Annotated in this window: 10 protein-coding genes and 2 pseudogenes; 3 read left to right on the forward strand and 9 right to left on the reverse strand. The window is 58.6% G+C overall.

The genetic code is table 11. From position 1 onward, the window contains the following. Positions 1 to 115: 115 nt before the first annotated feature. Positions 116 to 1,015, forward strand: coding sequence for a LysR family transcriptional regulator (locus HBN61_RS09185; protein WP_170046566.1), 900 nt, complete (start codon positions 116 to 118; stop codon positions 1,013 to 1,015). Between the two features lie 273 nt (positions 1,016 to 1,288). Here HBN61_RS09185 and HBN61_RS09190 read toward each other — a convergent pair whose 3' ends face one another. The 3 genes from HBN61_RS09190 to HBN61_RS09200 form a co-directional block, all read right to left on the reverse strand. Next, positions 1,289 to 3,067 carry an acyl-CoA dehydrogenase C-terminal domain-containing protein gene (locus HBN61_RS09190; RefSeq protein WP_170046567.1) on the reverse strand — a complete coding sequence of 593 codons (1,779 nt, stop codon included), beginning with the start codon at positions 3,065 to 3,067 and terminating at the stop codon, positions 1,289 to 1,291. 126 nt (positions 3,068 to 3,193) lie between these two features. After that, a complete protein-coding gene (locus tag HBN61_RS09195) occupies positions 3,194 to 4,486 on the reverse strand; it encodes a GGDEF domain-containing protein (protein WP_170046568.1) in 1,293 nt (430 codons plus the stop codon). 268 nt (positions 4,487 to 4,754) lie between these two features. Beyond that, positions 4,755 to 6,560: a phenylacyl-CoA dehydrogenase gene (locus tag HBN61_RS09200; RefSeq protein WP_170046569.1), complete on the reverse strand. Its 1,806-nt coding sequence runs from the start codon at positions 6,558 to 6,560 to the stop codon at positions 4,755 to 4,757. Positions 6,561 to 6,590: 30 nt separating this feature from the next. Between HBN61_RS09200 and HBN61_RS09205 the strand changes: the two genes are divergently transcribed. Next, entirely contained in the window at positions 6,591 to 6,785 is a 195-nt protein-coding gene (locus HBN61_RS09205; protein ID WP_169962043.1) for a hypothetical protein, read from the forward strand. Between the two features lie 61 nt (positions 6,786 to 6,846). Here the strand turns inward: HBN61_RS09205 and HBN61_RS09210 are convergent. From HBN61_RS09210 to bioB, 6 genes and pseudogenes are all read right to left on the reverse strand, one after another. Beyond that, positions 6,847 to 7,143 (reverse strand): annotated as a pseudogene (locus HBN61_RS09210) (pyrroloquinoline quinone biosynthesis protein PqqE). Positions 7,144 to 7,262: 119 nt separating this feature from the next. Further along, entirely contained in the window at positions 7,263 to 7,943 is a 681-nt protein-coding gene (bioD, locus tag HBN61_RS09215) for a dethiobiotin synthase (protein ID WP_170046570.1), read from the reverse strand. After that, positions 7,940 to 8,740, reverse strand: a complete 801-nt coding sequence (gene bioC, locus HBN61_RS09220) for a malonyl-ACP O-methyltransferase BioC (RefSeq protein ID WP_170046571.1) — start codon at positions 8,738 to 8,740, stop codon at positions 7,940 to 7,942. Before bioC ends, bioD begins: the two co-directional genes overlap by 4 nt. Then, positions 8,733 to 9,452, reverse strand: a complete 720-nt coding sequence (locus HBN61_RS09225; RefSeq protein ID WP_094992798.1) for an alpha/beta fold hydrolase — start codon at positions 9,450 to 9,452, stop codon at positions 8,733 to 8,735. The genes bioC and HBN61_RS09225 overlap by 8 nt, the downstream gene beginning before the upstream one ends. Continuing rightward, positions 9,445 to 10,617: an 8-amino-7-oxononanoate synthase gene (gene bioF / locus HBN61_RS09230; protein WP_170046572.1), complete on the reverse strand. Its 1,173-nt coding sequence runs from the start codon at positions 10,615 to 10,617 to the stop codon at positions 9,445 to 9,447. Before bioF ends, HBN61_RS09225 begins: the two co-directional genes overlap by 8 nt. 121 nt (positions 10,618 to 10,738) lie before the next feature. Then, positions 10,739 to 11,794 carry a biotin synthase BioB gene (gene bioB, locus HBN61_RS09235; protein WP_094992796.1) on the reverse strand — a complete coding sequence of 352 codons (1,056 nt, stop codon included), beginning with the start codon at positions 11,792 to 11,794 and terminating at the stop codon, positions 10,739 to 10,741. Between the two features lie 88 nt (positions 11,795 to 11,882). Here bioB and HBN61_RS09240 point away from each other — a divergent pair. Continuing rightward, a pseudogene (locus tag HBN61_RS09240) lies at positions 11,883 to 12,622 on the forward strand (ComF family protein). Positions 12,623 to 12,634 lie beyond the last annotated feature (12 nt).

The raw sequence follows: 12,634 nt of genomic DNA on the forward strand, positions 1-12,634 counted from the left end.
CCTTGCACTTTCTCTGGCTCTGTGACGCTACGAGCCCTTTGGAATGGGCGTAGACTAGGCGCCTGGCGGCTTTAGGGCCATTTCGTTTTTTAAGCATTTTCGATAAGTAATACTTATGGATTTAAAGCAACTGCGTTATTTCGTCGCGGTGTATGAAGAAGGCCATGTGGGGCGTGCTGCCGAACGTCTTTCCATCTCGCAGCCGGCCCTCTCGCAACAGATCCGCCAACTCGAACACAACCTTGATGTAAGCCTGTTCGAACGCAGCAGCAAACGCCTGTTGCCCACGCTGGCGGCGCACACCCTGTATAACCACGCGCTGCCACTGCTCGACGGGTTGCAGCGGGCCAAAGAAGCCTTGCGCAACTTTCAGGGCCAGGCCCTGCGCACGATTGCGATTGGTGTACTGCAAACGGTACACACCAGTCTGGTGCCGCAGATGTTGGAGCGCGTGCGCCAGGCGCAACCGCACTTGGTGGTGCAGATTTACGAATTGACAGGGCTGGAGATCGAGCGTCGCCTGCTCAACGGCTCGCTCGACATCGGCATCAGCTACCTGCCGCCGCGTCAGCCGGGGTTGCACGGCATGCTGTTGTACGAAGATGAGCTGCAACTTGTCATCCCGGCAGATCACCCGCTGCGTGAATTCAAGAAAGTCTCACTGACTCAAGCGGCAGAGTTACCAATGCTGCTGTTAGGAGAAGAGTTTCAGGTGCGCCAAATCTGGCAGAGCCAATTGGCCAATCTGGGCCGCCGCCCTCAGGTACAGGCGGAGCTCAACAACATGGCCGGCATTCTCGACAGTTTGCCGCACACCAAATTGGCCACGGTGCTGCCGGGACGCTCGCGTCATGAGCACGATGACAAGGCGCTATTGTGGAAACCGCTCAGCGAACCGCGGGTGCCTTTGAAAGTGGGGTTGGTGTGTCGCGATGTGCAACGTCAGCAAGCCACATTGGGGTTGCTGCGCACGCTGCTTGAGGATGTGATCCAGCAGGAAGAAACGCCGCTCTGACGTGTTTAGATCCGCTAGAGCGCTTGCTCCTACGCGGTGTAAACACCTTTCTGCGCCACAAAAAAGAAAACCCCGCCGAAGCGGGGTTTTGCAGACTGTTTCCCTGACATCCTTTTCACTCCGCCATCCTGGCAGAATCCTACGTGTCCCTGTTGTTGCTTTGAGCTTCCTGCTCGACGTCCATGTGAAGTAGATTACCGCTGGATCCAATTTAGCGATATGGACGATTGGCAGCGCGTTATGTAAGCAAATGCTTACATACACCTAAACAGCTTAAAAATGTGCTTCATCCAGCACGTACAGCGACTCGCTACCGGCCTTGACCGACGCGCTCAGCGAATGAATACGTGGCAGCAAACGCTCGAAATAGAAGCGCGCAGTGCCCATCTTGCTGACGTAGAAGGCGTCTTCGGATTCCTTGCCATGTGCTGCTTTGGCCATCAGCGCCCACATGTAGGCATACGTTGTGTAACCAAAAACTTGCAGGTACTCGACCGAAGCCGCGCCAATCTCGTTCGGATTGGATTTCGCACGTTCAAGAACCCAGGCAGTCAACGCATCAAGTGTGTCCAAAGCTGACGCCAAAGGCGCCGTGAACGCATTCAGATCGCCACAGGCCGAAGCGATGAACTGACGAATTTCATCCGCGTACAAGCGGTAATAGGCGCCGTTGTTACCCACGATCTTGCGACCCATCAAGTCCAGCGCCTGGATGCCGTTGGTGCCTTCGTAGATTTGAGTGATGCGTACATCACGCACCAATTGCTCCTGACCCCATTCACGGATGTAACCGTGACCGCCAAACACTTGCTGGCCGTGGACCGTGGTTTCGAGCCCCAGATCAGTGATGAACGCTTTGGCCACCGGCGTCAGCAATGCCACCAGGGCATCGGCCCGTTCACGGGCGCCCGGGTCATCGCTGAACTTGGCAATGTCCAGCTGATTGGCCACGTAGGTGGAAAAGGCACGACCACCTTCGTTCGACGCTTTCATGGTCAGCAGCATGCGACGCACGTCGGCGTGGACGATGATCGGGTCTGCGGCTTTGTCTTTGGCTTGAGCGCCAGTGGCAGCGCGACCTTGCAGGCGGTCGCGTGCGTATTCCACAGCGTTCTGGTACGAGCGTTCGCCCGACGCCAGCCCCTGAATACCGACCCCCAGACGCTCGTAATTCATCATGGTGAACATGGCCGCCAGGCCACGGTTGGGCTCGCCCACCAGGTAGCCGACAGCCTCATCGAAGTTCATCACGCACGTGGCCGAGGCCTGAATGCCCATTTTGTGTTCGATAGAGCCGCAGGTGACCGTATTGCGCTGACCCAGGCTGCCATCGGCATTAACCATGAATTTCGGCACCAGAAACAGCGAAATGCCTTTGGGCCCCGCCGGTGCATCCGGCAGCTTGGCCAGTACCAAATGGATGATGTTTTCGGTCAGGTCGTGTTCGCCGCCGGTGATGAAAATTTTAGTCCCGCTGATGGTGTAAGCGCCGTCAGCCTGTGGCTCAGCTTTAGTCCGGATAATCCCCAGGTCAGTACCGGCATGGGGCTCGGTCAGGCACATGGAGCCGGCCCATACGCCAGCGTACATATTCGGCAGGTAGGTAGCTTTCAGCTCGTCGCTGGCATGGGCATTAATCGACACGCACGCACCGGCCGTCAGCATCGGGTACAGGCCAAATGCGAGGCTGGAGGAGTTAATCATCTCTTCGACTTGAGCCGACACCGCCTTGGGCATGCCCATGCCGCCGAACTCGGGATCCCCGCCGACGCCTACCCAACCGCCCTCGGCGTAGGTTTTATACGCGTCGACAAAGCCAGCTGGCGTGGTTACGACAGTGTCGTTCCAATGACAACCCTCTTCATCACCGCCACGGCTCAAGGGCGCAATGCTTTTGGCTGTCACCTTGCCTGCTTCTTCAAGAATGGCTTCAACCGTTTCTGCGTCTACGGTCTCTGCCAGTGCCGGCAGTTTTGCCCACAGGGAGGCGACATCGAACACTTCATTGAGGACGAAGCGCATATCGCGCAGGGGCGCTTTGTAATCAGCCATGGCAAACCTCGTAATCGCTAACGGTGAAAGCCCGGACGGGCCACGTACAGAAGTGGCCCAGTCTAACTTAACAACGAGAGCGATACATAGGGTCGCCTAGTGACTATATGCATAAAAATAGTCACATCAAGCCGGGACTTCGCTGGTCCTGACCGCACCCCGGCGGGTTTGGCCGTAGGCAATGACGCAGTTGCGGCCAGCACTTTTCGCACTGTAGAGCGCCTTGTCCGCCGCTTTGAGCACCTCTTCCGCCGTACGCTGCTCTGGCATGCGCTCGGCGACGCCGATACTCACGGTGACCGACACACTGCTGGCCCGCGTGCCTGCACGGCGCTGGCGGCCTTGTTGGTCATCTTGCGGGCGGCTTTCCTGATTACGTAATTGAATGTTGTAGCTGGCGATGGACTCGCGCAACTCATCGAGATGCGGCATGCACTCGTCCAGCGTTTTGCCTGCGAAAACCAGCGCGAACTCTTCACCGCCGTAGCGATAGGCACGCCCCCCGCCGCCGACCTTGGACAGCTTGCTGGCGACCAGACGCAAGACCTGATCGCCGACATCGTGACCGTGGGTGTCGTTGAATCTCTTAAAATGATCGACGTCGCTCATGGCCAGTACGTAATTACGCCCCAGCCGTTGCAAGCGTTCGTTCAGAGCCCGACGCCCCGGCAAGCCGGTCAATTCGTCACGGAACGCCATTTGATACGCCTCATGCGCCACCGCGGCCGCAATCATCAACATCACCTGACCGCACATGATGTTGAGCGTGAACGGCAAGATGAAGGTTTGCGGCAACATCCAGAACAACCCTAGCAACCCCACCAATTGCGCAGCATGCAACGGTCGGGGATTGCGCCAGTACTGCCAGCCCAGCAACACAAAACCGATAAAAAACACCGGGTAAGACAACTGGATCAGGCTCATCCAGCTGCCATGCAGCGCGGGCCAGCGAATTTCGGCCAGCCAGTTCAGCAGGACCTGTGGGTAACTTTGCTCCAGCCCCAGGGCGACACTGCCCACGGCCAACAGCACCGCAAATCGCGCCACCAAGTCTTGAAACAGGTGGGTGCGCTCTTCCCAGGCCGCGTACAGGCTGTACAACAGCGGCAATAACAGTGAGCACAAATGGAACACCAAGGCGGCATCTGTGCGCACATGCCCGTTGTCACGGTAGTAATCGGTCTGGGTATCAAGCAGGAAATAGGCGATGTACACCGTCAGCATTAAAAACAGTTCGCGCTGACGCCGGTAGACCGCGCAGTAAGCACCGCCCAATAACAACACAAGGGTGGGGAGCACGTTAAACAGTGAGGTGAAAAACACATTGAGGTGTTTGACATACGCAGCCGCAAGGCCCGCTGTGAGCAGCAGAAGAGACGGTAAAAAATGACTGAAACGTGCAGCAGAAGGACGCGACAAAAGTAAAGCTCCGACCTGAACAACCAAGTAGTGGCATTGTGCCTGCTTTTACCGCAGTTAAGCACACCTGGTGACGTCCCGTTCGCCTCGGCCATAGGTTTTAACGGCCGTCAACGTAAAAGCCTTAGGGGATTTGTCGGGTTTAAATGTTGCAGGACGCGTCCGGCATCTCCTCGTCATTGCCGAGCGTGGTGCAGGCTCGGCCCACAACGAAAAAAGCCGCTTCCCCCGAAGGAGAAGCGGCTTTCAGACTGCGACCCGGCGGGGCTTAGTAGCCCAGGTCGAAGTCTTCTTCTTTCATGTCCATCAGGTTGGCAGCGCCCGACAGCATGGCCGCAACATGAGTGCGAGTGCGTGGCAGGATGCGCTGGAAGTAGAAACGGGCAGTCTGCAATTTAGCTTTGTAGAACGCCTCTTCCGACGTGCCGGCAGCCAGTTTCTCAGCAGCCAGACGCGCCATGTCAGCCCAGAAGTACGCCAGGCAGGCATAACCCGAATACATCAGGTAGTCGACCGAAGCCGCGCCCACTTCTTCACGGTCCTTCATGGCTGCCATGCCGACCTTCATGGTCAGGTCGCCCCATTCTTTGTTCAGCGCAGCCAAAGGTGCGATGAACTCCTGAACGCCTTCGTTACCTTCGTTGTTCTGGCAGAACTTGTGCACGATCTTGGTGAAGCCTTTGAGGGCTTCGCCTTGGGTCATCAGCACTTTGCGGCCCAGCAGGTCGAGTGCCTGAATGCCGGTGGTGCCTTCGTACAGCATCGAAATACGGCTGTCGCGAACGTTTTGCTCCATGCCCCATTCAGAGATGAAACCGTGGCCGCCGTAAATTTGAACGCCGTGGTTGGCGGCTTCAAAACCCACTTCGGTCATGAACGCTTTTGCAATCGGCGTCATGAACGCCAGCAGGGCGTCGGCCTTCTTCTTCTCTTCTTCATCAACGCCGTATTTCACGATGTCGACTTGTTTGGCAGTGAAGTAGACCATCGCGCGGTTGCCTTCGGCGAATGCCTTCATGGTCAACAGCATGCGACGTACGTCCGGGTGGACGATGATCGGGTCAGCGGCTTTTTCCGGGAATTTAGGACCGGTCAGCGAACGCATTTGCAGGCGATCACGGGCGTATTTCAAGCCGCCCTGGAAACCGATTTCGGCGTGGGCAAGGCCTTGCAGCGCAGTCCCCAGGCGAGCGGTGTTCATGAAGGTGAACATGCAGTTCAGGCCTTTGTTCGGCGGACCGATCAGGAAGCCGGTGGCGCCGTCAAAGTTCATCACGCACGTGGCGTTACCGTGGATGCCCATTTTGTGCTCAAGGGAGCCACAGCTCACTGCGTTGCGCTCACCAATGGTGCCATCGGCATTGGGCACAAACTTGGGCACGATAAACAGCGAAATGCCCTTCGTGCCAGACGGTGCGTCCGGCAGACGCGCCAGTACGATGTGGACGATGTTGTCGGCCATGTCATGTTCACCGGCCGAGATGAAAATCTTGGTGCCGGAAACTTTGTAGGAACCATCAGCCTGAGGCTCGGCCTTGGTGCGCAACATGCCCAGATCGGTGCCGCAGTGCGGTTCGGTCAGGCACATGGTGCCGGTCCATTCGCCGGTCACCAGCTTGCTCAGGTACGTCTCTTGCTGCTCGGGAGTGCCGTGCTCAGAGATGGTGTTCATCGCACCGTGAGACAGGCCGGGGTACATGCCCCACGACCAGTTGGCTTCACCGACCATTTCACTGACCGCCAGACCCAGCGACTCAGGCAGACCCTGGCCACCGTGCGCGACGTCATGGGCCAGGCTTGGCCAGCCGCCTTCCACAAATTGTTTGTAGGCTTCTTTGAAGCCAGTCGGGGTTTTAACGCCGGACTCGCTCCAGGTGCAGCCTTCGGTGTCACCCACACGGTTCAGAGGTGCCAGCACCTGCTCACAAAACTTGGCGCCTTCTTCAAGAATGGCGTCAACCATGTCAGGCGTAGCGTCCTGGCAAGCCGGCAGGCTCTGATAGTGCGCTTCGTAACCGAGCAGTTCGTCACGTACGAAGCGAATATCACGCAAGGGGGCCTTGTAATCAGGCATAGCGATAAACCTCTGCTGATGAATCCGGGAATGAACAACCGCGTAGAATTTGTTATTGCGGTCAAACAGGTGTTTGAAACATACGTTTACGCCCATTTATTGTCAAGCAGGCGCAATACGCCGTTCGTCCCGACGGACACACAGCAACCTGCCTTTGAAAAAAGCCATAAAACAGATGAGCGCAACAATGCCGGGGTGGCGTCTGGCTGCTTAAAGCAGCCTTGAGGATGATCCGGGGCAGACGTCGACACAGCCCGAAGCTGCGCCTATATCAGCACCCGCAAAATCAGGCGTAGGTATCGATCAACGTGCCAACCATTTCGTCAGCCGTGCGTACCACTTTGGCGCCGAGTTCGACTTGTGCTTTGCCTACGCTTAAATCAGCCACATCACTGGCAATATCAGAAAGCTGGCTACGATCAACGGCGCGCATGCGGTTGACCTGAGTATCGGAGGATTGGCTACCCAGCGAGCGATCAACCGTGGCATTGGCAATCTGCCCGGCGGCTTGATCAACCCGGTTCTGCCCGGCCTAAACGGTGCTCAGACCCGCGTAAAACGCAGTGCTTCCTGAGATTTCCATGGCGGCATGATCCTTTGAGGAGGTAATCGACCTTATTCAAGCAGACCCGATGGCAAAAGGCCCGTCAAAAAAGCTCATGGCTACTGGCCAGTCGATAGGCCACAGCAATAGGGTCAGGCTCAGTCGAGCAGGTCCAGCTGCAGGTATTGCGCGACTGCCTCGGCGGTAGGTGACTTGAGCTTCGGCACGCGTCCCAGGCAGGGTGCAGGCAAACGCTCGGCCAAGGTGGCGAGGTTCTCTTCAAGACGTGAGGTTTTCGGGTCGATGATATTGGCCACCCAGCCAGCCAGTTGCAGGCCATCCTGAGCAATGGCTTCGGCCGTGAGCAAGGCATGGCTGATGCACCCCAGCCTCACACCCACCACCAGAATCACCGGCAACCCCAGCCCCCGAGCCACATCCGACAAACTGTCCTGCCCCGACAACGGCACGCGCCAACCGCCCGCGCCTTCTATCAGGGTGAAATCGGCTTGCTGATTGAGGATGCGCTGCATCGGTTTCAATAAGGCCTGCACCGTCAACGCCACGCCCGCCTCGCGGGCCGCGATGTGCGGCGCGATGGCGGGTTCAAACGCGACCGGGTTGATCTCCTCATAGCTCAATGCAACGGTGCATTGCGCCATCAGCGCCAGCGCGTCTGCGTTGCGCAGCCCCTCAGGCGTAGCCTCGCACCCGGAGGCCACCGGCTTACCCGCTGCTGTGCTTAAACCCGCCGCGCGCGCTGCCTGTAACAGGCCTGCCGCGACCGTGGTTTTGCCCACATCGGTGTCCGTACCGGTTATGAAATAAGCAGGACTCATCGCGCTTTCTCCAAAATGCCGTAGACCACCTGATACGTCGCCGGAAGCCCTTGGGGCTGACGGAATTGTTCGTAAGCCGCCATCAGGGCCTGAAGCCGCGCCCTGCCGGTCAAGCCTTCAGGCCGACCCGGATTGAGGTTATGGGCGCCCAGGGCTTTGAGTTCATGGGTCAGATTACGCACCTGAGGGTAGTGCAGCACATGGGGCTGAGTCTGCAAGCTGTGCACCTGAAAACCACTCTCGGCGCAGAGGCGCTGGTATTGGTTGAACGCTCGAAAACGGTTCACATGGACTTGCCCGTCAACCGCCTTCCAGCTGTCCCGCAATTCGCTCAACGTACCGACACACAAGCTGGCAAAGGCAAACACCCCGCCCGGTCTGAGCACGCGCTGCGCCTCCTTGAGCACAACGTCAAAATGCTCGCACCACTGCAACGCCAGACTGGAAAAAATCACGTCGCAACTGTTGCCTTGCAACGGCAAACATTCAGCGTCCCCGGCAATGAAGTGCTGCGCTCCACCCAACGGCCGCGCATACGTCAACATGCCCTGCGCGATATCCAGTGCCACACCTTCACTGCCCGCAAACTGCTGACCCAGCACGCGACTGAAATAGCCGGTGCCACTGCCCACATCCAGCCAGCGCCGAGGGTTCAAATGAGGGGGTAATCGCCCGACCAATTCATGACCGACCGCACGCTGAAGGTCAGCCACGCTGTCATAAGAGGCTGCTGCACGCGAAAACGAAACCGCAACCAGACGTTTGTCCGGCAGGTTGCCCACACTCAGATCAGTCATCACCCAACTCGTTTAAAAAACTCTGAATCGCCGCCGCCAGTTCGTGGGGTGCTTGCAGAAGAAACGCGTGACAGGCCTGTTCCATCAGACCCACTTGGACATCGGGCAATAACGCCAGCAAATCGCTGGCCGCTTGCGCGGGCACCAGCCCGTCTTGCCCGGCGAAAACGTGAAACTGCGGCCCGTTAAACGCTTTAAGCGCCTGGCGCGTGTCCAGCGTAGCGAGCAACTCGAGCCCCGCCAGCAATGTGTCCGGCTGCGCGTTCGGTGCTCCGTTGAGCAGCAGGCTGGCCATGGCCTTGCCGTCACTGCACAACAAAGAGAAACGCTTCAACGTTGTGTTCGGCGCTTCACGAAATCCGTTGATAAACGCGTCAAACGTGGCCGGTGGCATGGCGCCTGGCCATTCTTCGGTGCTGACAAAACGCGGATTACTGGCCAGCGTCACCAACCCGCAACAACGTTCTGCTCTGCGCGCAGCCAACTCACTGGCGAGCATGCCGCCCAACGACCACCCCCCCAGCCAGACGTCTTGAGGCACAGCAGCATCGAGTTCATCGAGCCAGTCGTCCAATTGCGCGGACGCAAGCACAGGCAAGGGTTCAATTTCGACCCGCAGGTGCTCGTTCAGCCCTTGCAAGGCGGCCGCCAAAGGCTCCAGCGGCGACACACCCAGCCCCCAGCCCGGCAACAAAATCAAGCGGTCACGCATGGTCCGGCTCCACGGTTGGGCAGCAGTCGTTTAATGCGTCTAACAGTAGCTGCACGTGGGCTTCTGTGTGCGCGGCCGACAGGGTGACGCGCAAACGCGCACCGCCAACGGGCACGGTCGGCGGGCGGATGGCGGTCACCAGCAAGCCGCGCGCACGCAATTGCTGCGATACCTGCACGGCCTTCGCGCTGTCACCGATAAGGATGGGTTGAATTGGCGTAAGGCTGTCCATCAGTTGCAGGCCAATCTGCTCGGTCCCTTGACGGAACTGACGAATCAACAGGTTCACGTGCTCACGTCGCCAGTGTTCACTGCGCAGCAGTTCGAGGCTCTTTAACGTCGCGCACGCCAGCGCAGGCGGCTGACTGGTGGTGTAGATGTAAGGACGGGCGAACTGAATCAGGCTTTCGATCAACGCCTCACTGCCCGCCACAAATGCACCGCTGGTGCCGAAGGCTTTGCCAAGGGTTCCGATCAGCACGGGAACATCGTCCAGCCCCAAGCCGAAATGCTCGACAATCCCGCCGCCGGTTGCCCCCAGCGGCCCGAAGCCATGGGCATCATCGACCATCAGCCAGGCACCTTTGGCCTTGGCTTCGCGGGCCAGCGCGGGCAGGTCGGCCAGATTGCCGTCCATGCTGAACACGCCGTCCGTGACCACCAATGTATCGCCGACAGCTTTCTCCAGGCGCTTGCCCAAACTGGCGGCATCGTTGTGCAGGTAACGGTTAAAGCGCGCCCCGCTCAACAGCCCCGCATCCAGCAATGACGCATGGTTGAGGCGGTCTTCCAGCACGGTATCGCCCTGCCCGACCAGCGCTGTGACGGCCCCCATGTTGGCCATGTAGCCATTACTGAACAGCAACGCACGCGGACGACCGGTGAACTCGGCCAGCGCTTCTTCGAGTGCGTGGTGCGCACGGCTATGACCGATCACCAAATGCGATGCCCCGCCGCCGACCCCCCAACGCGAAGCGCCTTGTTGCCAGGCTTCGATAACCTGCGGGTGATTGGCAAGCCCCAGGTAGTCGTTGTTGCAAAAGGCCAGTAACGGCTGCCCGTCTACCACCACGCGTGGGCCTTGGGGGCTTTCAAGCAAAGGGCGATGGCGATAGAGGTTTTTCGCCCGGCGCGCAGCCAGACGGTCAGATAAATCAAAAGACATGCTGAGCAAGCCCCCTTGTAGCCACTGTTGCAGGCTGCGAAAAGCTGAGCGGCGGCCACCGCCGTACCGTCACAGACCCGATCTCAGCCTGCGCCAGCGCCGACCGTTGCGGTGGATGGCGTTAAACCGCAGCGTTGTAGAACTGCTCGCTGGATTTCTGATCCATCAGGGCGTGCTCGATAGCCGCTTGATGCACTTCGTCAGCATGATCTTCACGGGCCTCGGGGAGGATGCCCAGGCGACTGAACAACTGCATGTCCTTGTCCGCTTGCGGGTTGGACGTGGTGAGCAGTTTGTCGCCGTAAAAAATCGAGTTGGCCCCGGCCAAAAATGCCAGTGCCTGCATTTGTTCGTTCATGGCCTCGCGCCCCGCGGACAACCGTACATGGCTCTTGGGCATCATGATGCGCGCCACGGCCAACATGCGGATGAAGTCGAACGGGTCAACATCGTCAGCATTTTCCATCGGTGTCCCCGCCACTTTTACCAACATGTTGATCGGCACCGATTCCGGGTGCTCCGGCAAGTTGGCCAGTTGAATCAGCAAATTGGCCCGGTCATCGAGCGACTCCCCCATGCCCAGAATGCCGCCCGAGCAAATTTTCATGCCCGCATCGCGCACATAACTCAGGGTTTGCAAGCGCTCACTGTAAGTGCGGGTGGTGATGATGCTGGTGTAGAACTCCGGCGAGGTATCGAGGTTGTGGTTGTAATAGTCGAGCCCGGCGTGGGCCAGGGCTGCGGTTTGCTCCTGATCGAGCTTGCCCAGCGTCATGCAGGTTTCCAGGCCCAGCGCCTTCACGCCTTCAACCATTTTCAACACATAGGGCATGTCTTTGGCCGACGGGTGCTTCCAGGCGGCGCCCATGCAAAAACGCGTGGCGCCAATGGCCTTGGCTTTGGCCGCCTCCTCCAGCACGGCCTGAACCTGCATCAATTTCTCTTTCGCCAGCCCGGTGTTGTAGTGGCCCGACTGCGGACAATATTTGCAATCTTCCGGGCAGGCGCCGGTTTTGATCGAAAGCAGCGTCGACACCTGTACCCGGTTAGCGTCGAAATGCGCGCGGTGAACACCTTGCGCCGTAAACATCAGGTCATTGAACGGCTGGGTAAACAACGCCCGCACTTCGGCTAAAGACCAATCATGACGCATGGTGTTAAAGGTGCTGGCGCTCATCGGCGTCTCTCTTGTTTATGCTTTGGTTTAGGCCTGAAGCACGTTCTTCAGGCACGGCACGGATGGCTGGTATGTTTAAGGATGTGACATACGCTGTCAACCAAGATAAATACGGAGGTTTACATCTGGTCATTTAATGTACAGACCTGTTTGCTGTGCGATGAGCGCTCCACTGCCGGTGAAGCAGTGTGCGGGCCCTGCAAACACGAACTGCCGTGGCTGAAAACCCCGTGCCAGCGATGCGCCCTGCCGCTGTCTATGCCTGGCCTGACCTGTGGGAATTGCCTTAAACACCCGCCAGCTTTTGAATACGTACATGCCCCGTGGACCTACGACTTCCCGGTGGACAGCCTGATCCTGCGTTTCAAGCACAACAGTCGCTGGCCGTTTGGCCGCCTTTTGGCAGAACTTCTCGGCAAATCACTGCTGGATGCTTACCAACATTCACGCCCGCGCCCTGACATCCTGCTGCCCGTTCCCCTGTCCACGGCCCGGCAGCGGCAACGCGGTTACAACCAGTCCGGCATGCTGGGCAAGTGGCTCAATGAACGCCTTGATATTCCCTGCCAGGCGCACTGGTTGCTGCGCACCCTGGACACCCCGGCACAGCAAGGGCTTGACGCTAAAACCCGTAAACGCAACCTGCTCAACGCCTTCGCGCTGGCGCCTGACGCCCAAGTACGCGGGTTGCACGTGGCCCTGGTGGATGACGTGGTGACCACCGGCGCCACGGCCCAAAGCCTCGCCGTTATGTTGCTCAAGGCCGGGGCGAAACGGGTGGATGTGTACTGCCTGGCACGCACGCCAAAGCCGGACGGGCCGACTTGACGACGCCCCGGC

This window comes from Pseudomonas sp. WS 5071 (assembly GCF_012985765.1).
Taxonomy (GTDB): Bacteria; Pseudomonadota; Gammaproteobacteria; order Pseudomonadales; family Pseudomonadaceae; genus Aquipseudomonas; species Aquipseudomonas lundensis_A.

What these genes read in the sequence shown, in the direction of transcription:
- HBN61_RS09185 (WP_170046566.1), top strand. Translation starts at nt 116, where the DNA reads ATGGATTTAAAGCAACTGCGTTATTTCGTCGCGGTGTATGAAGAAGGC.
- HBN61_RS09190 (WP_170046567.1), bottom strand. Translation starts at nt 3,067, where the DNA reads ATGGCTGATTACAAAGCGCCCCTGCGCGATATGCGCTTCGTCCTCAAT.
- HBN61_RS09200 (WP_170046569.1), bottom strand. Translation starts at nt 6,560, where the DNA reads ATGCCTGATTACAAGGCCCCCTTGCGTGATATTCGCTTCGTACGTGAC.
- HBN61_RS09205 (WP_169962043.1), top strand. Translation starts at nt 6,591, where the DNA reads ATGAACAACCGCGTAGAATTTGTTATTGCGGTCAAACAGGTGTTTGAA.
- bioD (WP_170046570.1), bottom strand. Translation starts at nt 7,943, where the DNA reads ATGAGTCCTGCTTATTTCATAACCGGTACGGACACCGATGTGGGCAAA.
- bioC (WP_170046571.1), bottom strand. Translation starts at nt 8,740, where the DNA reads ATGACTGATCTGAGTGTGGGCAACCTGCCGGACAAACGTCTGGTTGCG.
- HBN61_RS09225 (WP_094992798.1), bottom strand. Translation starts at nt 9,452, where the DNA reads ATGCGTGACCGCTTGATTTTGTTGCCGGGCTGGGGGCTGGGTGTGTCG.
- bioF (WP_170046572.1), bottom strand. Translation starts at nt 10,617, where the DNA reads ATGTCTTTTGATTTATCTGACCGTCTGGCTGCGCGCCGGGCGAAAAAC.
- bioB (WP_094992796.1), bottom strand. Translation starts at nt 11,794, where the DNA reads ATGAGCGCCAGCACCTTTAACACCATGCGTCATGATTGGTCTTTAGCC.